Below are 18,660 nucleotides of genomic sequence, written 5' to 3' on the forward strand. Positions count from 1 at the left end.
GAGTTAGGGCATTGCTACCACAGTGTCATGGAATCCAAAAACAGTTGCTTAAGATCCTCGGCAGACGCCGGTCGCGGCGACAGCTTGGTCACCCGATGCTGGGGCAGCGTGCCGGCCACCAGTTTGTCTACATCCTCGGGGCCGTAACCAACACCGGACAGGCCATTGGGCAGGCCGCAATCACGGATCATCTTGACGATGGCACTAGAGAGCACCTCCCCTGCATCCTCGGGGGCGGCATCGCTGATATCGTTGCCCATCAGCTGCGCACAGTGCAGATGCAGGTGAGGGTTGGTCGGGGCGGTAAAGCGGAACACCGCAGGCGCGTTGAGCACTACGGCCATACCATGGGGCACGGTGGGGTGGTCGGTGATGTAGCCTTCGGGTTTGTAGTCCTTAACCATGCCCGCGACCGGGTAGGACATGCCGTGGGGAAGGTGCACGCCGGAGTTTCCGAAGCCAATACCGGCGTAGGTCGCCGCGAGCATAATTTGTCCCCGGGCCTCTTCATCATCGGGGTTGTTGGTGACACGTACCAGATTGCTGGCGATCATCTCCAGGGTCTTGCAGGCCCAGATATGGCTAATCGGGTTGGCGCCCTGATAGGCGGGGCGTAGCGCCGGGGAGGCCGCAGCAGGGCGCTGGTTGTAGGGCAGTGCGGTGATCGACTCGATGGCGTGGCTAAACTGGTCCAGTGCGGTACAGGCGGCGACCATAGGTGGCATGGTGCGGGTGTTGTCCGGGTCGATAATTCCCATGATAGGGCGCAGGGCACGGTGGGCGATACCGGTCTTGGCTTCCATCTCCAGAAAATCAAAGATCGCGACCCCGGTGGTTTCGCTGCCGGTACCCGCGGTGGTGGGTACGCAGATCATGGGCTTCAATGGCCCCGGTACCGGAGACCCCTTGCCGATCGGGGGGTTAACATACTCCAGCAGGTCGGCAGGGTAGGTGGCGTAGAGGTTAGCGGCTTTGACGGTGTCCATGCTGGAGCCTCCGCCCACGCCAACGTAACCGTCAAAATTGCCGGCGCTGGCGAAGGTGATCGCCTCTTTAAAGGAGAGGTCGGTGGGCTCTACGCTGGTCTGGTCGAACAGCACTGCGTCGAGGCCTGCCGCCTTGAGCGACTCCATCACGGTGACCACCGCGGGGTTGTTGGTCAGGTTGGGGTCGGTGACCACCATTACCCGGCGTGCGCCGAGGTTTTTCATATCCTCACCGATCTCACGGGTGGCCCCGACCCCGTATTTGATGCTGGAGGTATCCATGGTGAAGATATGCTCCATCCTCTGCGTAGTGCTCATAGCCGTTTCCTGTTGTTTGTTGTTGTTAGAGTTCGCCCGCCGGTGACAGGCCTGCGGATGAGTCGTTTCAGCATAGTCCCTTTGCCACCATTGCCCAATAGGCTGAAGGTCGTGGTTTGATGTCGCTTTATTATCGTGAAGCGGGCTAAAAAGAGGCGCTCTCATACTCAGCTGCTATAGTGATATGTGGATTGTTGTCCCTGCGTATTGTAAGTGTATTGCGTGGGGATCTCTTTGAATGTGGTGCTATTTGGCTGGAGGAAACTGCATGGCGGTATCGGTGGCTGTACCCAAGGAGATCAAAAAGGGGGAACGACGTGTAGCGATCATTCCCGAGGTGGCAACGCGCCTGCAGGGACTCGGCGCTAGTCTGGTGTTGCAAAGCGGAGTGGGGATGTCGGCAGGCCATGCCGATGAGCTTTTTGTCGACGCAAAAATTTATAAGGCGGGTAAGAAGGTCATCGAATCAGCAGATGTTTTACTGAAGGTGCTGCCTCCAACCCCCACTGAGGTGGCGGCGATGAAAAAGGGCACGATCTGTGTCAGTTTTATGGCCCCCTTCGCTAACGACGAGGGTATTGTGGCGATGAAGGAGCAGGGTATCACCTCTTTTGCGATGGAGTTGATTCCCCGTATCTCCCGTGCTCAGTCGATGGACGCTTTGACCTCGCAAGCCTCGCTGGCGGGGTATAAGGCGGTGTTGATGGCAGCGTCTATTTCCGGCAAGTTTTTCCCTATGTTGACGACAGCGGCAGGAACCATACGACCCTCCAAGGTGTTGGTGGTCGGAGCCGGAGTGGCAGGGTTGCAGGCGATCGCTACGGCGCGGCGCCTCGGCGCGATTGTGGAAGCCTACGATGTGCGCTCGGCGGCGCGGGAGCAGGTAGAGTCCCTGGGGGCACGCTTTGTTGATACTGGCGTGTCGGCCGATGGACTGGGTGGGTACGCTCGCGAGCTGACCGACGAGGAGAAAACTCGCCAGCAAGAGGTGCTTGCCCAGCGGGTAGCGGCCTCCGATGTGGTGATTACCACGGCGGCGATTCCGGGGCGCCCTTCGCCGCGCATTATCACCAAGGAGATGGTCGAATCGATGCATGCCTGTTCGGTGATCGTCGATATGGCGGCTGAAGGTGGCGGTAACTGTGAATTGACCCAGGTCGATGAGCAGATCGAGCACAACGGGGTGACGGTCTATGGCCCGTTGAATGTCCCCAGTATGCTGGCGATCCACGCCAGTGAGATGTACGCCAAGAATCTGCTGAACTTCTGCAAACTATTGATCAACGAGGGCGAGTTGTCGATCGACTGGGAAGACCAGGTGTTGACCGACAGTTGCCTGACCCATGACGGTGAGATCCGCTTCGAACCGGCGCGGGAACGGATTGAAGGAGAGAAGTCATGATTGAAGGTTGGGCAGCAATCTACATATTTCTATTGGCTGGGTTTACCGGCTACGAGGTCATCGCGCGGGTGCCGGTCATCCTGCACACACCGCTGATGTCGGGTTCCAATTTTATCCACGGTATCGTACTGGTAGGAGCGATGGTTGCGCTGGGGCACGCGAATACATTGGGTCAGCAGCTGGTCGGTTTTATCGCTGTGCTATTGGCGGCAGGTAACGCCGTCGGAGGCTACGTGGTGACCGAACGAATGCTGGAGATGTTCAAGAGCAGCAAGGGGGGTAAGGGCTGATGGTTATTATGATTCAAGCCAGTTACTTCCTGGCAGCGGTGCTCTTTATTCTTGGGCTTAAACAGATGAGTTCGCCGGTAACGGCGCGCCGGGGAATCCTCTGGGCAGGCGTGGGTATGGTGTTGGCGACTCTGGTCACCTTCCTTGATCCGTCGCTGCATGGGGTTTCTAACTACGTATTGATGGTGATTGCGATTGCTGTTGGTGGCGGTTACGCCTGGCAGAAGGGCAAGTCCGTTCCCATGGTGGATATGCCGCAGATGATTGCGCTGTTCAATGGCATGGGTGGTGGCGCGGCCGGAGCGATCGCGGCGGTGGAGCTGTTTGGTGCTATCGACCAAACCCAGGGTATCCCCGGCATCGGGGTGAGCACGATTCTCAGTACCGATGTGGCGATTGTGGCGATCGTGGGTGCGTTTATCGGAACCCTGTCCTTTAGTGGGTCGCTGGTCGCCTGGGCTAAGCTTGATGGTCGTTTCAAGAGGACTTCGCTGGTTCCGCAACAGCATTGGGTCAATCTGATACTACTGGCGGTGGTGGTCTACCTTGGGGTGCGTTTGTTCGACACCGATAGCACCCTGGTTGTATTGCTGTTCTTCGCGCTGGTGCTGGTGCTGGGGGTGTTTGTGACCACCCCGGTGGGTGGCGCCGATATGCCGGTGGCGATCTCCCTCTTTAACGCCCTTACGGGTCTTGCGGTGGGTCTGGAGGGGTACGTACTCGATAACGCTGCAATGATCATTGCCGGTACGGTTGTGGGTTCGGCGGGCACCCTGTTAACCCAGTTGATGGCCAAGGCGATGAACCGCTCGGTATGGAATGTACTGTTTGGAGGTTTCGGTCAGGCCAGTGCGGGCGGAGAGGCGAGCGAGATAGAGGGATCAATGAAGGAGATCCAGAGCCAGGATGCATCGATTATGATGGCCTATGCCAGCCAGGTGATCATCGTGCCGGGCTACGGTATGGCGGTCGCCCAGGCCCAGCATAAGGTGTGGGAGCTGGCTGAGTTGCTGGAAGAGAACAACGTATCGGTCAAGTTTGGTATCCACCCGGTGGCTGGGCGAATGCCGGGGCATATGAACGTGCTGTTGGCAGAGGCCGGTGTGCCTTACGACAAGATATTCGATATGGATGAGATCAATCCCGACTTCCCGTCCGCGACGGTGGCGCTGGTGATCGGTGCCAATGATGTGGTCAATCCCGATGCGCGCAATGACAAGTCGAGCCCGCTCTATGGCATGCCGGTGCTGGATGCGGCTAAAGCGGAGAACGTCATTGTGGTTAAGCGTGGGGCCGGAACCGGCTTTTCAGGTGTTGAGAACGCACTGTTCTATCAGGAGAACACGCAGATGCTCTATGGCGATGGCCAGAAAGTGGTCGGTGACCTGATTCAGTACCTGAAAAAGCTCTGACGCAGATCGTTTCGGTAATCGGTAAACAAAAACGGCAGCCAATGGCTGCCGTTTTTGTTTACCGTAGATGCTATCAAGCGATAGGTGCGGCCTGGCCTGCTAGGCGAACCCTGAACTGTTGCTCCTGCAGCTGAAACTGCTGCTGGATGCTTTGGGTCAGGTGCACGATGGTATCGATTACCTGGGTATGGCCGTCGTCGGTATGGTCCAGTTTGATGCGACAGAGGTCGCCACAGACCAGTCCATCCTCCACGCGCTCGCCTTCGCAGCTGTCCTGAACGGCGTGCTCGCCGAAGCGATGTTGTAATTTTTTCACCATCATCTGGCTCAGGGTGCAGCAGTTTTGCGGGCAGCCTGGGGCTATATCCAGCAGTAATCCCAGAGATTTTTGCGTGCTTTGATGGTTCATGACGGCTCCTACGCTGTCTGACATTTACTTGTACTGATGATTGGGTCGGTGGGCTGTTTCTGCTCTCTGATCTGACCTCTGACCTCCAGCATCTCCTGTTCCCGTTTATGGCTGGAACCCTAAGCGTTGTCGGCGTGCCGATCAAGGAACTTTCTCACAGTTCGTCGGGATCACTACTCGCTGCCGTTGCCTGACACTCGAGTTATGGCGGTGAGTTGCTCGGCACTGTCATCAAGCCCCAGCGTGACCTTCACCCTTCCAAGGCGCGATAACGCATCGCAGTGGGTACCGCCGCAGGGGATACGGATCTCTTTGCCATCGAGGTGAGTATGCCACTCTCTTCGGGCCAGTAGCGGCAGTGGCTCTCGATTAACGCTGATGGGGCTGCCCTGGGATACCCAGTGCCTGAGGCAGGCATTAACGGTGCTTTCGACCCGTCCGATCGTATCGACCAAGCGCTGACGGTCGAAGCCTTTTTTGCGCAGGGATTTTCCAAGCCGATACCGGTCGCGGCTGTTATGGGTATCAATCTGCGAGTGCTCGATGGCCAGGCGGTCGAAGTCGGGGCTACCGTAGGCATCCACGGGTACCGATTTGCGCCAGTAGCTGGCAAGTGCCCGGTTTAGTGCCAGTGACATTAGGTGGCAGGCGCTGTGGGCCTGACTGAGACCTGCTCGGTAATCGGTATCGAGGTGAAGGCTGACCTGATCGCCTTCGCGTAGGGACAGTGTTCCGGGTGCGCAGTCGATGCGGTGAGCGATGCAGAAAATCCAACCCGTTTCGCCTCGTTTGACAGCAATCGCCTGGCCGATACAAAACGGTCCGGCAGGGTCACGGGTCGCGGCAATAAGGCAGTCACTCAGGGGCCAGCGTAAGCTCCCCATCTCAAGAACACCCTGGTCACCAGGTTGGTCGGGCCACTGGTAATCCCGGGGGTGGAAGTTGCTTTGCCCGGTGATCACCCAGCAATGGGTGTCGGATTCGGGGTCGTTGATGATGCGTTGGACCGAGGTCATCAACGCAGGGCGGTAGTAGTCGGTGAGGGTTTCTTCCAAGGGCATCGGTGATCGCGCTCTTATAGGATGGCATTTGCGACGGGTTTGCTAGGCCCCTGCAAGCACTCGCCGCGCCTCCATTAATCCAAGAAACAGGTGGTAACCGGTGCTGCCCGGAAGGTCGTAGGGGTGAGGTTGGTTATCCCGTTGCAGGTATTCATGCCAGCGCCCGTCGGGCTGCAGGTAATGGGCGAAGAGATAATCGAGCTGTTTATAGAGATTGCACAGGTCCTGAGGCTCGCCCTGCAACTGATAACGGATCGCGCGGGCCTTGATGCACTCGGTGACGGGCCAGATTCGTTTACTGGTATCGACCGGCTCACCACTGCGGCTCACTTCATTATAGATGCCGCCCAGCTGGGTATCCAAACCGTGCACCTCTGCCCAGCGATAGAGTGCTTCGGCCTGAGCGCAGCGCGCTGGAGAGTTGCGGCTGATATCGTAGTCCATCAGGAGCCAGTACCACTCGTAATGGTGGCCGGGTTCGATCAGGTGCCCACGCTCCTGGTGGGGGCGCCAATTGTCGTCAAAAAACTCCCCCAGGGTGGAGCTTTCAGCATCAAAGAAGTACCGCTCGAAAAGGTCCAGAATGCTGTTGGCCAGCTGTCGATAGCGACCCTGCTGCCCACCTTTTTCGGTCTGGTAAAGCGCGATAAACGCCTCCAGAAGGTGCATGTGGGGGTTTTGGCGACGGATAGCCGGGCGAGGGTTCCAGTGGGCGTCGGCGGCCTCAAAGAAACCCCCGCTGGCCGGGTCGCGCAGCTTTTGCAGCAGGATGGCGGTGGTATTGGCCGCCATCGAGAGGGCAGTTTCGTCCTTGAATGCCCGGTAGTAGTGGGCGCAGGCGAAGAGGACGAAGGCGTGGCCGTAGGCGTCTTTGGTGGCGTCTTTTACGCGGCCATTGTCATGGGTGCTGAAAAACCAGCCGCCTTGGTCCCGATCGAGGTAGTGGGCGCAGAGAAAATCGAACCCCTGGCGGGCAGCGTCGGCGTCTTCCTGCAGACCTTTGGTCGCGTAGGCGAGGCTGTAGACGAAGATTTGCCGGCACTGCACCAGCAGTCGTTTGGTGTCGACCGGTTGGGGTTGCAGTTGTTGGTTCAGTCGCTCGAAGAAGCCGCCGTGTTGCTGGTCTATGCCGTGCTCGCGCCACATCGGCAGCAAGGCCCCGAACAGATAGTGTTCGATGCGGGCCAACTGCCTGTCGGCAGCATTACCCAGTGGTGAGGAGAAGGAAGTCGTCATAGTTGCCGGGGGCGATTACCGGGGCCAGAGAGTGAAAGCCCATTATAGCGGGGGGGCGGTTGCCAGCGATAGCTCCGGTTTGTCCTTTTATGCGGGTCGATATTCGCTCTAGCGGTGCTTGTGGGCACGGTATTGGGTGGGGGATACCCCCAGTATTTTGCTGAACAGGCGCGAGAAATAGTAGGCGTCGTCGTAGCCAAGCTGGGCCGCCACCTCCTGAATGCTCTTGTCGGAGATATCGAGCTGGTAGCAGGCGTGCTGCATCTTGAGGTGAATGAAATGCTGGATGGGGGAGTATCCTGTGAGCTCTTTATACTTTTTGGAAAAGTGGTACTTGGAGATACTGGCGCTGGCAGCGATGGTATCGAGGTCGAGATGCTGGTGCAGGTTTTCCTGCATCAGACTGTGAATACGGTCGAGGTCGAGGTAGCTGCCCGACTTCAATTTCAGTCGTGGGCGAATCACTAGCGCCACGTAACTGAGCATCTGCGCGATATGGTTGGAAGCATAGATGAAATTATCCAGCTGGTAGCCACCATCGCGCAGACTCATCAGGCTACCAAAGTCGCTGAGGAGCTTCGCCTGCAAACCGGTTTGGAGTACCGGTCCTTCCGCCAGCTGTTGCAGGCGATCCATCATCAAGTCACTGTGCAGTCCGTCAAAATGAAACCAGTAGAGGGTCCAGGGGTCGTTCGGAGCGGATTGATAGATGTGGGATTGCCCTCGAGGGAGGAGGAGGAGTTCGCCCGCGTGAATCCGGTAGTGCTGGCTGCCCAGCCGGGCTTCGCCCGAGCCGTGAGTACAGAACATCAACAGGTTGTCGTCGTGATGACGCCGCTCCATACGGTGGTTGGTGGCGTTGGGATAGTAACCAAAGCCCAGTGGGTAACAGTCCTGGGTCAGTGGGTGTGCGGCCAGTTTTCGCACCAGGAAATCAGGGGTTATAAAACGAATTCCTTCGACTGGGAGCGGCCAGCCAGACGATATATCATTCATAACAGTTTGAAAAATATAGTAATAGTTGATTTCATGTTAGTTTTCTAGGCTAAATTTGTATAGCAAAATAGTCCATCACGCGAGCAATTTAGTCAATCCTTATCCGCTGGGCATCGTGGTACAAATGATGCTGTCTGCAGCTATTCAAAAAGGCGAGGCGATGATCTATAACAAAACAGGATCGGTCGCCGTCTCTACGCCACAGTCTTAGCAATACCGGTATCTCTACCTATAACAACAGCTATAACAACAGCAGTATTCACGATAACGCTACAACCGATGGGTGACCTACGATGACCGCAAACACCATACCCCAGCTGATCAATGGCGAGTGGCAGCAAAGCCTCTGCGCACAGCCACTTCCTGTTACTAACCCGGCGACCCAGGAGGTGCTTTGCACTGTGCCTTTTGCCACGCCCGAGGAGATGGAACTCGCGATCAGTGGCGCCAAGGCCTCGTTCGAACAGTGGCGTGACGTTCCGCCCTCCGAGCGCGCACGCTTTATGATGACCTATCAGGCCCTGCTTAAGGAGCACCACGACGAGCTTGCCGAGATTCTGGCCAAAGAGACCGGCAAAACCTTTGCCGATGCCAAGGGCGATGTATGGCGTGGCATTGAAGTTGCCGAGCAGGCGTGCAATATCCCCAGCATGCTGATGGGTGAGACCGCAGAAAATGTGGCCCGCGCCATCGATACCTATAGCTACCTGCAGCCGTTGGGTGTGTGCGCCGGTATTACCCCCTTTAATTTTCCGGCGATGATTCCACTGTGGATGTTCCCGCTGGCGATCGCATGCGGGAACAGTTTCATTCTCAAGCCTTCCGAACAGGATCCCATGACACCTAACCGCCTCGCCGAGCTGTTCCAGCAGGCGGGTTTCCCCAAGGGGTTACTGCAGGTAGTGCACGGCGGACGTGAGCAGGTAGATACTCTGCTGACCCACCCGGAAGTGCGTGCCATCTCTTTCGTGGGCTCGGTTAATGTCGGCCAGCACGTTTATCGCACCGGTACCGATCACCTTAAGCGGGTACAGGCGATGACGGGAGCCAAGAACCATATGGTGGTGATGCCCGATGCCGATAAGGATCAGGTCATTAACAATCTTGTGGGCGCGTCGGTGGGTGCTGCCGGCCAGCGTTGCATGGCGATCAGTGTTGCAGTATTTGTTGGTGAGGCCGCCAACTGGATTCCTGAGCTCAAGGAAGCCATGGCGAATGTGAAACCGGGTGCGTGGGATGACGGACAGGCGGGTTACGGCCCGCTGATATCGGCCCAGGCCCGTGAGCGTGTGTTGAGCCTGATCGCCCAGGGTAAAGCCGAGGGTGCCGAGTGCCTGCTCGATGGTAGCGATTGTGTGGTGGAGGGATACCCCGATGGTAATTGGGTGGGACCTACCCTGTTCAATAAGGTGACACCTGATATGTCGGTTTACAAAGAGGAGATCTTCGGGCCGGTACTCTGCACCATGGAAGCCGAGAGTCTCGACGAAGCTATCTTGTTGGTGAACAACAGCCCGTTCGGTAACGGAACCTCGATCTTTACCTCATCGGGGCTTTCGGCTCGCCACTTCCAGCATCATATCGATGTGGGCCAGGTGGGTATCAACGTACCGATTCCGGTGCCGCTGCCTTTCTTCTCCTTCACTGGCTGGAAGAACTCCTTCTATGGTGACCAGCACGCCTATGGTAAACAGGCGGTGCGGTTTTACACGGAAACCAAAACCATCACCGCGCGCTGGTTCGACCAGGGCATGAACAGTGGTCCTAATATGACCATCAATCTGGGTTAATGTAACCTGAGGCGGTCCGTCGACTGATGATGGATCGCTGCCATACTAAGCGACAGCCCAATGCAGGGGGGCGCGTCGTATCTGGAGACTGTGATGGATTTTAACCTGAATGAAGATCAGCAGGCCTTTTGTGCCATGGCGAAGCAGTTTGCTGATAGCGAACTGGCCCCCCATGCGGCGCAGTGGGACGCCGAGCAGCTCTTTCCGCTCGATGTGATCAAACGTGCCGGTGAGCTGGGGTTCTGCGGTATTTATTCCCCGGCTGAAAGCGGTGGCATGGGGATGAGCAGACTCGATGCGAGCCTGATCTTTGAGGAGCTGGCGCGAGGTTGTACCTCCACAACGGCGTATCTCACGATCCACAATATGGCCACCTGGATGCTGTGCAGTTTTGCCAACGATGCGACCCGCGAGCACTACTGTGAAGGGCTGGTGAGTGGTGAGTTGTTGGCATCCTATTGCCTAACCGAACCCAATGCGGGTTCCGATGCCGCTTCATTACGCACCAGTGCACGGCGAGAGGGCGATGAGTATGTACTCAATGGCTCCAAGGTGTTCATCTCCGGTGCGGGGTCTACGGATCTGTTGGTGGTGATGGCGCGGACCGGCGAAGCGGGGGCGGCGGGTGTCTCCTGTATAGTGGTTCCAGCGGATGCGTCCGGTATTGTCTACGGACGCAAAGAGGAGAAGATGGGCTGGAACTCACAGCCTACGCGCATGATCACTTTCGAAGAGGTTCGGGTCCCGGTAAGTTATTTACTGGGCTCGGAGGGCGATGGTTTTAAAATCGCCATGAAGGGGCTCGATGGTGGGCGTATTAATATTGCCAGCTGTTCGTTAGGGGTAGCGCAGGCCGCGCTTGAGCAAGCGCAGCGGTATATGCATGAACGCAAGCAGTTCGGTAAAACACTGGCCAGTTTTCAGGCACTTCAGTTCAAGTTGGCGGATATGGCAACCGAGCTGGTGGCTTCAAGGCAGATGGTTCGTTTGGCCGCCTGCAAGCTCGATAGTGGTGACCCCGATGCCACCACCTATAGCGCGATGGCCAAGCGTTTCGCTACCGATCGCTGCTTCGATATCTGCAACGAAGCACTGCAGATTCATGGCGGTTATGGCTATATTCGAGAGTACCCTCTGGAGCGCTTCGTGCGTGATGCGAGGGTGCACCAGATTCTGGAAGGCACCAATGAAATTATGCGTGTCATCATCGGCCGACGCCTGTTGATGGAAGGTGCCGTCGATATTATTCGTTAATGAGGAGAGTTCATGAACGGCATTGCCTATTCCAAGATTACGAAAAAGTTACTGGTTGAGGTGCGTGACCACACCGCATTGATCACCATCAACAACCCGGCGGCCAACACCTGGGATGCTGAGAGTCTGTCGGGCCTGGTGACGCTGGTAGAGGCGTTGAACGCCGACTCCAATATTTACGCGTTGGTCATTACCGGTCAGGGAGAGAAGTTTTTCTCCGCCGGTGCCGACCTCAAGTTGTTTGCCGATGGTGACAAGGCTCGGGCACGGCAGATGGCGCGCTTGTTTGGGCATGCCTTCGAAACCCTGAGCGCATTTCGCGGCGTATCGATCGCGGCGGTTAATGGTTATGCCATGGGGGGAGGACTTGAGTGCGCACTGGCCTGCGATATCCGCATTGCCGAAGAGCAGGCGGTGATGGCGTTGCCGGAAGCGGCCGTGGGGTTGCTACCCTGCGCAGGAGGCACCCAAAATCTGCCTTGGTTGGTGGGCGAAGGCTGGGCGAAGCGGATGATCCTGTGCGGCGACAAAGTCGACGCTGCAACGGCTGAACGTATTGGGTTGGTAGAGCAGGTCGTGCCCCGAGGTGAATCACTTGACGCGGCACTAAAACTAGCCGAAGGCGCCGCCAGGCAGAGCCCCAGCAGCGTTGCAGTATGCAAAACCCTGGTTCAGGCTGCCCGCAGCAACCCGCTGGCACAGGCGTTACCCGTCGAGCGCGAGCTTTTTGTCGACCTGTTTGATACACAGGATCAAAAAGAGGGCGTAAATGCCTTTTTGGAAAAACGTAAACCCGAATGGAAAAATGGTTGAGGGCACCACAACATGACGCACCCTAAGGCAGCCCCCGTATTGTTCAATACTCGTCAGGCGGGCGATTACCAGGTGGCCTTTGCTACCCTTAATGTCGAGAAAGCGCTTAACGCCCTTAGCCTCGAAATGATCGATCTGCTTTATGAGCAACTATTGCATTGGCAACAGGACGACACCGTGGTTTGCGTTGTGCTACAAGGCGCCGGCGAGAAAGCGTTTTGCGCAGGGGGGGATATTCGCCTGCTTTACGAGTCCATGGATAAACCGGATTCTAATGACAAGGGAGAGCCTCCCTACGCGGTCGATTTTTTCAGCCGCGAGTATCGCCTCGATTACCTGATTCACTGTTATGAAAAACCCCTGATTTGCTGGGGGCAGGGGATCGTTATGGGAGGAGGGGTAGGGCTGATGTCCGGGGCCAGTCACCGTATCGTAACCGAGACCACCCGATTGGCGATGCCTGAGATCAGTATTGGCCTGTACCCGGATGTCGGCGGGTCATGGTTTCTTGCCAGGATGCCGGGCCAGGTGGGTAAGTTTCTTGGCCTGACTGCCGCGCCGTTGAACGCCGCCGATGCCCTGTTTGCCGGTTTGGCAGACCGCTTCCTCAATAATTCCGAGCACGGCGCTCTTTGTGATGCGCTCTGTACCGAAAGCTGGAGTTCAGTTAATGAGGATAATCACGATCGGGTGACCCGCTTGTTGCGACGATTTGAGAAGAGTTCTATCCATAACTTGCCCGCCTCGCTATTGCGCAAGCACTATGATCTGATCAACCGACTTATGGATCACAGCACCCTGCAGCAATGTCTCGATGATTGCCTGAAGCTGGAAACCGAGGATCGCTGGTTGCAGCGTGCCGTCAAAACTTTTAGCCATGGTTGTCCGACATCGGTGTATCTGGTGGTTGAACAAATAGCGAGATGTCGTCATTTATCGCTGAAGGAGGTGTTTCAGCAAGAGTTGGTGGTGTCGGTGCAGTGCGCGCTTTTGGGTCAGTTCCGAGAAGGGGTACGTGCGCTATTGATCGATAAAGATAACCAACCGCAGTGGGAACCGGCATCGCTCGATGCGGTGTCGCAGCCCTGGTTGGATCGTTTTTACCAACCGCAATGGGGGCAGGCGATGCACCCATTAGCGGACCTGTAGCCCAGGCCGTACTGCGGGATGATTACCGTTTAACGATAAAAACTGTCTTACGATAAAAACAAGAGGTGCAGCAATGGAAATTGGATTCATCGGTTTGGGCCACATGGGTGGCCCGATGGCAAAAAACCTGGTCGCGGCCGGGCATAGTCTAAAGGTGTTTGATTTGGTGCCCAGCGCGGTACAGTCGTTGGTGGACGCGGGGGCGGCCTCGGTTGCCAGCGCCGCTGAGGCTGCATCAGAAGTGCAGGTTTTGATCTCTATGCTGCCAGCGAGCCAGCATGTTGAAGGGCTGTATCTGGGCGAGTCAGGTCTGTTGAGCACCATCGATCGTAACACCCTGGTGATCGATAGCAGCACCATTGCTCCGGAGTCCGCGCGTAAGGTGGCCAGTGCCGCCGCCGAAAAGGGCATCACCATGATCGATGCCCCGGTTTCGGGTGGGACCGCAGGAGCGGCCGCAGGCACCCTGACTTTTATCGTTGGGGGCAGCAACGCAGCGTTTGAACAGGCGCACCCGCTATTGGAAAAGATGGGTAAGAACATCTTCCATGCTGGCGATAGCGGCGCTGGCCAGGTAGCAAAGATCTGCAACAATATGCTGCTGGCGGTTTTGATGGCAGGCAGCGCGGAGGCGATTCAGTTGGGTGTTGCTAATGGAATGGACCCCAAGGTGTTATCGGACATCATGCAAAAGAGTTCCGGGCGCAACTGGGCGCTGGAGCTCTATAACCCCTATCCGGGTGTGATGGAATCGGTGCCCGCAAGCAACGGCTACCAGGGGGGATTTGGAGTTGATTTAATGGCCAAAGATCTCGGTTTGGCGATGGAGGCCGCGCTGCAAACCCGCAGCTCTACCCCGATGGGTTCGTTGGCGCGCAGCCTGTATGCGATGCACAGTAGCAAGGGCAGCGGAGCGCTGGATTTTTCAAGTATTCAGAAACTGTTCAGCGATATCTGATCCTTTTTAACCGCAATAAAAAAACGGCGCATATTGAGCGCCGTTTTTTTATTGCGGTTAATACGATTACCCCAGTAGCGCCATCGCCGCTTCCATCTCTGCGCTGAGATCTTCGCCTTCGTTCATATCCACTTCCGGGTCGAGCCCCAGTTTTTCAAAGGCTTTAATCTGGCTCCAGTCCAGTTGGGCGAAGGGGTGATCGGTGCCCGCTACCGTTTGCAGCATAGCCACCATTACGATATCGGCGTAGTCCGCCTTGGCACCACCGTCGCGGCTGAAGTTAACCGATTCCTGGGGAACATCGGCGATTTCGGCAGGGAAATCCCATGTGCGCAGGATCTTGCTGCCCAGTATCGGGTGAATCTCTTCGATGACCTGGCGCAGCGTGGCTTCGTCGGGTATCTCGCCGCTGTCCTCGATATGGGTCAGTATCGGCAGCACGCCGATACGGTGCAACAGGCCGGCAAGGGTTGCTTGGTCGGGTGCCAGACGAGTGTATTGGCGGCAAAGCACATGGGATATGCCCGCGATCTCAACACTCTGTTGCCAGGTGTCGCGCATAAACTGATCGACCATATCGTTGGTAGCCTGGAACATCTGCTCCATGGCAAGCCCGGTGGCGAGGTTGCAGGAGTAGGTAATACCCAGCCGACTGACCGCGTTTTGCAGATTGTCGATTTCGCGACTGCCACGCATCAGGGGGGAGTTGACCACCTTGATGATACGAGCACTGATCGCCGCGTCGTTCCCGATGACCGCGCAAATTTTGCGTACATCGACGTTGGGGTCTTCTGCCGCTTCCCTCACCCGCAGGGCAACTTCCGGTAGGGTGGGGAGGGTAAGTTGGTCCTTCTCGATGGCGCTGGTTAGCTGCTCGAGAATACTGGCTGCAAGATCACTCATAGATTAAATCACTGTTGCCTGTTGTCGTTATTGCGTACTGATATTCGGTTCGGTAGCGCTGGAGGTATGAAAGGCTCGATTCAGGCCTCTTCCTGCAGATGCTCCCTGTTAGTTATAGCATAGGGAAGTTCCGCCACCGTGAGAACCTTATTCTCATCGAAAAGCAGTGTTTTGTCTTCGGCGGCGTCATTACGAATGACGGCGAGCAGTTCGCTGTCGCTATCGGTTTTGGCGCAACTAATGACCTCTCCCACGTTGCGACCTGCGTCGTCTTTAATCGGGGCTGGAAGCTGTTCGGGTAGTTCGCTGCTGCGAGCTCGATAAAGACGGTTTTTAGCTTTTCCCAAGTGTTGCATGCGGGCCACGATCTCCTGCCCGGTGTAGCAGCCTTTGCGGAAGCTGATCCCCCCCAGTGCCTGCATATTAAACTGATGAGGAGTGTAAAGTTCGTACGTGGTGCTGTTTACCCAAGCGATACCCTGGCGAATATCGGCCAGTGACCATTGCTCCTGAGGCAGTCGTGGCAGGACGCTTTTCAGCTCACCCCAGAGTTTGTACGCGGCCTCCAGAGGGAGCCACAGTTGGTAACGCAGCTCCTGCTCATCGGTGCAGATGAGTTGGCCACTCAGAAACTCTTCCCATTCGCCGTTTGCGGGGACCGCGGCACCCTGTTGTTGCAGCCACTGTTGGGCCTCGGGACCGACCAGGCCGATACCAGCGGAGCTGTCGCCGGCATTGGCGAGCTTGCTGCGAAAGAAGACGGCAAATTTGTTCAGGTGGGCGATGTTCGTGTCCACGATCGATTCTTGCATCACTAGCCAGTAACCGCTGGCGTTGGGCAGAATGCGGAAGTTGCTCAGCATTCGCCCTTTGGCATTGCAACAGGCACCGAGTGAGCTGGTGTGTGGCTCGAGACGGTTAAGGTCGCAGGTAAGTTGGCCCTGCAGAAACTGCTTGGGGTTACCATCCTGGACCGACAGGATGGACCAGGACGAGAGGTCACAAAACCAGCTGTCGTCGCCGGAAGGGGAGCGTGGGGCGGGCTGCTGTTGCAGGAACTGTTGCCATGGGGTGCTCATTGAGCGCGAACTCCTGATGTCATTGGGAGGTCGATGATAGAACAAAAGCGCCAATGGCAACAGTGACACAGAAGTGGCTATAATAGCCGCCCAATTCGCGTGGACAATCGGAGATCGGTAGATGAAGTCGCAAGAGGAACTCAACCGCCTGTTTTGGCATAGCCGCAGGGGTATGCTAGAGCTGGATGTGCTGCTGGTGCCCTTTTTGAAAGAGGCCTTTAACGATCTGTCCGAGGCGGACCAGGCTCGCTACGAGAAGCTACTGACGAGCGAAGATCAGGATATGTTTGCCTGGTTTATGCGCAAAGAGGTGCCGCAAGACCCGGATCTTGAGCGTATCGTTAATATTATTATCAATCGGGTTCATCCCGGCTAGCGACTAATCCCTTTTCTCCTCTTTGATGGAAGGTGCCGCCATGGATTCGGTAGTACCCTCGGAAAACCGTTTTACCCACCTCAGGGTCGAAGCCAGTAGCTTGATGCTGTATTGGGCGCTGGGCCTTTTTTCGTTGATCTTCGTGCTCTGGCTCATTGCGCCGTTGGTGCCCTGGATAAAGCTGGTAGGTGGCCTGTTGCTATGGGCCCAGCTGATCTGGTGGTTGGGTAAGCACTACCTGCTGTATTTTACCTCAAGTGTGCGGGCTCTTGGCCTTGAGGATGATGGCTGGTGGGTGGAAGCAGGCGATCTGTGTGAGAGCGCAATTTTGACAGGGGAGGCCTGGGTTTCTCCGCTACTGATCGTATTGCAATACCGGGGCGCTGACAGCGGACGCCGCTATCCCGTAGTGTTGTTCGCCGATAGTGCCGACGCTGAGCAGCTGCGCCGCTTGCGTTTAAGGCTGCGATGGCTGGCGCCGGACTCCGATGCCTGCCCGGAGTAGCTGCTGAGCATCCATGATGCTCTGGGGGGTGCCCATCTATTATTGGTGATTTTTCGGTACCAGGATGGTGTCGACCGCTTCGCTGCTGGTGTGGGGGTAGTCCAGGGTGTAGTGGAGTCCGCGGCTTTCCTGACGCTGCTGGGCCGAGCGGATGATCAGGTCCGCGACCACGGCCAGGTTGCGCAACTCGATCAGGTCGTTGCTGACCTTGTAGTTGCTGTAAAACTCGTCAATCTCCTGCAATAACATATCGACCCGGTGTTTGGCCCTCTGCAGGCGTTTGTTGGTACGCACGATGCCAACGTAGTCCCACATAAAACGCCGCAGCTCCTCCCAGTTGTGGGCGATAATGACATCCTCATCCGAATCGGTTACCTGACTTTCATCCCAATCGGGTAGGTCGGGTAGGTCGGGAGAGCTGTGGGCCAGTTGCTGGCGGATATCCTGCGCCGCCGAACGGGCGTAGACGATGCATTCCAGCAGGGAGTTACTGGCCAGCCGATTGGCACCGTGGAGGCCGGTGAAGCTGGTCTCACCAATGGCATAGAGGCCGTCGAGGTCGGTGCGTCCGTGTTGGTCAACAATGACGCCGCCACAGGTGTAGTGGGCGGCAGGAACTACCGGGATCGGTTCGCGGGTGATGTCGATACCGAATCCCAGGCAGCACTCATGCACGGTAGGGAAGTGCTCAAGAATGAAAGCGGCAGGTTTGTGGCTGATATCGAGGTAGAGGCAGTCCACTCCCAGGCGCTTCATCTCATGGTCGATGGCGCGGGCAACGATATCCCGTGGTGCCAGTTCGAGGCGTGGATCGAAGCGCTCCATAAAACTTTTTCCGTCGGGGAGGAGTAACTTGCCACCCTCTCCCCGAACCGCTTCGGTAATCAGGAACGATTTCGCCTGTGGGTGGTAGAGGCACGTTGGGTGGAACTGGTTGAACTCCATATTGGCGACCCGACATCCGGCGCGCCAGGCCATCGCGATTCCATCTCCGCTAGCGCTATCCTGATTGCTGGTATAGAGGTATACCTTACTGGCTCCGCCGGTTGCCAGTATCACGCAGCGAGCCTGAAACAGTTCGACCTGATCGGCCTCTATGTTGAGGACGTAAGCGCCTTTGCAACGTGGATTATCACTGCCCGTATGGCGGTGGGTGACGAGATCGATCGCTACCCGGTTTTCATAGAGCTCCAGGTTGTCGGTTTCGCGGGCTCTTTGAATCAATGTGCTGGCGACAGCATATCCGGTGGCATCTGCGGCATGGATGACGCGTCGGTGGCTGTGGCCACCCTCTTTGGTGAGGTGATAGTTTTGGGGGGCGTCCGGGTCGTCGCTACTGCGAGTGAACGGCACTCCCTGATTGATGAGCCAGTGAATATTTGCGGAGCTGTTGGAAACCGTAAAGCTTACGGCGTCGTCGTGGCAGAGCCCGGCACCCGCTGTCAGCGTATCGGCGGTGTGGTGTTCCACGCTATCGGTGCTGTCGAGGACTGCAGCAATACCCCCCTGGGCTTGGGAGGTGGAGCCTGCCATCAGGTTGGCCTTGCTGAGTACGGCTACCCTTAGGTGGGGTGCCAGTTCCAGTGCCAGGCTGATACCAGCGGCGCCACTGCCTATCACGAGCACGTCGTGGAGGTGTTTTATCGTCATGTGGGGCTCGCTCAAGGGGTCCGTAGTTTGTGTGCAAGGCGAGGGCAAGGGTATAGCGTGGCTGCATGGAGGG

Annotated in this window: 18 protein-coding genes; 10 read left to right on the forward strand and 8 right to left on the reverse strand. The window is 56.9% G+C overall.

What is annotated here, in order from left to right; all coding sequences use genetic code 11:
- Window positions 1–14 precede the first annotated feature (14 nt).
- Window positions 15–1,304, reverse strand: coding sequence for a hydroxyacid-oxoacid transhydrogenase (locus ACP3PW_RS13595; protein WP_426417271.1), 1,290 nt, complete (start codon window positions 1,302–1,304; stop codon window positions 15–17).
- A 268-nt stretch (window positions 1,305–1,572) separates the two neighbouring features.
- Here ACP3PW_RS13595 and ACP3PW_RS13600 point away from each other — a divergent pair, with 268 nt between their 5' ends.
- Genes ACP3PW_RS13600 through ACP3PW_RS13610 form a run of 3 tightly spaced genes read left to right on the forward strand, consistent with a single transcriptional unit; the run spans window position 1,573 to window position 4,408 of the window.
- Complete coding sequence (locus ACP3PW_RS13600) at window positions 1,573–2,706, forward strand: Re/Si-specific NAD(P)(+) transhydrogenase subunit alpha (RefSeq protein WP_426417272.1); 1,134 nt, start codon at window positions 1,573–1,575, stop codon at window positions 2,704–2,706.
- Window positions 2,703–2,996, forward strand: coding sequence for an NAD(P) transhydrogenase subunit alpha (locus tag ACP3PW_RS13605; protein ID WP_426417273.1), 294 nt, complete (start codon window positions 2,703–2,705; stop codon window positions 2,994–2,996). Before ACP3PW_RS13600 ends, ACP3PW_RS13605 begins: the two co-directional genes overlap by 4 nt.
- Window positions 2,996–4,408 carry an NAD(P)(+) transhydrogenase (Re/Si-specific) subunit beta gene (locus ACP3PW_RS13610; RefSeq protein WP_426417274.1) on the forward strand — a complete coding sequence of 471 codons (1,413 nt, stop codon included), beginning with the start codon at window positions 2,996–2,998 and terminating at the stop codon, window positions 4,406–4,408. The genes ACP3PW_RS13605 and ACP3PW_RS13610 overlap by 1 nt, the downstream gene beginning before the upstream one ends.
- A gap of 73 nt (window positions 4,409–4,481) precedes the next feature.
- Here ACP3PW_RS13610 and ACP3PW_RS13615 read toward each other — a convergent pair whose 3' ends face one another.
- From ACP3PW_RS13615 to ACP3PW_RS13630, 4 genes are all read right to left on the reverse strand, one after another.
- On the reverse strand, window positions 4,482–4,817 hold the full coding sequence (locus tag ACP3PW_RS13615; protein ID WP_426417275.1) for a hypothetical protein: 336 nt from the start codon (window positions 4,815–4,817) through the stop codon (window positions 4,482–4,484).
- A 173-nt stretch (window positions 4,818–4,990) separates the two neighbouring features.
- The gene (locus ACP3PW_RS13620) at window positions 4,991–5,878 is read right to left on the reverse strand and encodes a hypothetical protein (protein WP_426417276.1); all 888 of its coding nucleotides are present in this window, start codon (window positions 5,876–5,878) and stop codon (window positions 4,991–4,993) included.
- A gap of 42 nt (window positions 5,879–5,920) precedes the next feature.
- Window positions 5,921–7,114, reverse strand: coding sequence for an AGE family epimerase/isomerase (locus ACP3PW_RS13625; protein ID WP_426417277.1), 1,194 nt, complete (start codon window positions 7,112–7,114; stop codon window positions 5,921–5,923).
- 108 nt (window positions 7,115–7,222) lie between these two features.
- A complete protein-coding gene (locus tag ACP3PW_RS13630) occupies window positions 7,223–8,041 on the reverse strand; it encodes an AraC family transcriptional regulator (RefSeq protein WP_426417278.1) in 819 nt (272 codons plus the stop codon).
- 362 nt (window positions 8,042–8,403) lie between these two features.
- Here ACP3PW_RS13630 and ACP3PW_RS13635 point away from each other — a divergent pair, with 362 nt between their 5' ends.
- From ACP3PW_RS13635 to mmsB, 5 genes are all read left to right on the forward strand, one after another.
- A complete protein-coding gene (locus tag ACP3PW_RS13635; protein WP_426417279.1) occupies window positions 8,404–9,900 on the forward strand; it encodes a CoA-acylating methylmalonate-semialdehyde dehydrogenase in 1,497 nt (498 codons plus the stop codon).
- A gap of 93 nt (window positions 9,901–9,993) precedes the next feature.
- A complete protein-coding gene (locus ACP3PW_RS13640) occupies window positions 9,994–11,154 on the forward strand; it encodes an acyl-CoA dehydrogenase family protein (protein WP_426417280.1) in 1,161 nt (386 codons plus the stop codon).
- Between the two features lie 12 nt (window positions 11,155–11,166).
- Window positions 11,167–11,967 (forward strand): enoyl-CoA hydratase, encoded by an 801-nt coding sequence (locus ACP3PW_RS13645; protein WP_426417281.1) that lies wholly within the window; start codon window positions 11,167–11,169, stop codon window positions 11,965–11,967.
- A 12-nt stretch (window positions 11,968–11,979) separates the two neighbouring features.
- Window positions 11,980–13,116, forward strand: coding sequence for an enoyl-CoA hydratase/isomerase family protein (locus tag ACP3PW_RS13650; protein ID WP_426417282.1), 1,137 nt, complete (start codon window positions 11,980–11,982; stop codon window positions 13,114–13,116).
- 73 nt (window positions 13,117–13,189) lie between these two features.
- Window positions 13,190–14,074 (forward strand): 3-hydroxyisobutyrate dehydrogenase, encoded by an 885-nt coding sequence (gene mmsB / locus ACP3PW_RS13655; protein WP_426417283.1) that lies wholly within the window; start codon window positions 13,190–13,192, stop codon window positions 14,072–14,074.
- Window positions 14,075–14,140: 66 nt separating this feature from the next.
- Here the strand turns inward: mmsB and ACP3PW_RS13660 are convergent, their stop codons facing one another.
- Both ACP3PW_RS13660 and ACP3PW_RS13665 read right to left on the reverse strand, forming a co-directional pair.
- Window positions 14,141–14,977 (reverse strand): HDOD domain-containing protein, encoded by an 837-nt coding sequence (locus tag ACP3PW_RS13660; RefSeq protein WP_426417284.1) that lies wholly within the window; start codon window positions 14,975–14,977, stop codon window positions 14,141–14,143.
- A gap of 80 nt (window positions 14,978–15,057) precedes the next feature.
- Window positions 15,058–16,056 (reverse strand): YgfZ/GcvT domain-containing protein, encoded by a 999-nt coding sequence (locus ACP3PW_RS13665; protein WP_426417285.1) that lies wholly within the window; start codon window positions 16,054–16,056, stop codon window positions 15,058–15,060.
- A gap of 121 nt (window positions 16,057–16,177) precedes the next feature.
- Here ACP3PW_RS13665 and ACP3PW_RS13670 point away from each other — a divergent pair, with 121 nt between their 5' ends.
- Together ACP3PW_RS13670 and ACP3PW_RS13675 are read left to right on the forward strand one after the other, a co-directional pair.
- On the forward strand, window positions 16,178–16,432 hold the full coding sequence (locus ACP3PW_RS13670; protein WP_426417286.1) for a succinate dehydrogenase assembly factor 2: 255 nt from the start codon (window positions 16,178–16,180) through the stop codon (window positions 16,430–16,432).
- A gap of 40 nt (window positions 16,433–16,472) precedes the next feature.
- The gene (locus tag ACP3PW_RS13675; protein WP_426417287.1) at window positions 16,473–16,937 is read left to right on the forward strand and encodes a protein YgfX; all 465 of its coding nucleotides are present in this window, start codon (window positions 16,473–16,475) and stop codon (window positions 16,935–16,937) included.
- A gap of 39 nt (window positions 16,938–16,976) precedes the next feature.
- Here ACP3PW_RS13675 and nadB read toward each other — a convergent pair whose 3' ends face one another.
- Window positions 16,977–18,587 (reverse strand): L-aspartate oxidase, encoded by a 1,611-nt coding sequence (gene nadB, locus ACP3PW_RS13680; protein WP_426417288.1) that lies wholly within the window; start codon window positions 18,585–18,587, stop codon window positions 16,977–16,979.
- Between the last annotated feature and the right edge of the window lie 73 nt (window positions 18,588–18,660).

Source organism: Aestuariirhabdus sp. LZHN29 (assembly GCF_049985285.1).
In the GTDB taxonomy this organism is placed as follows: domain Bacteria; phylum Pseudomonadota; class Gammaproteobacteria; order Pseudomonadales; family Aestuariirhabdaceae; genus Aestuariirhabdus.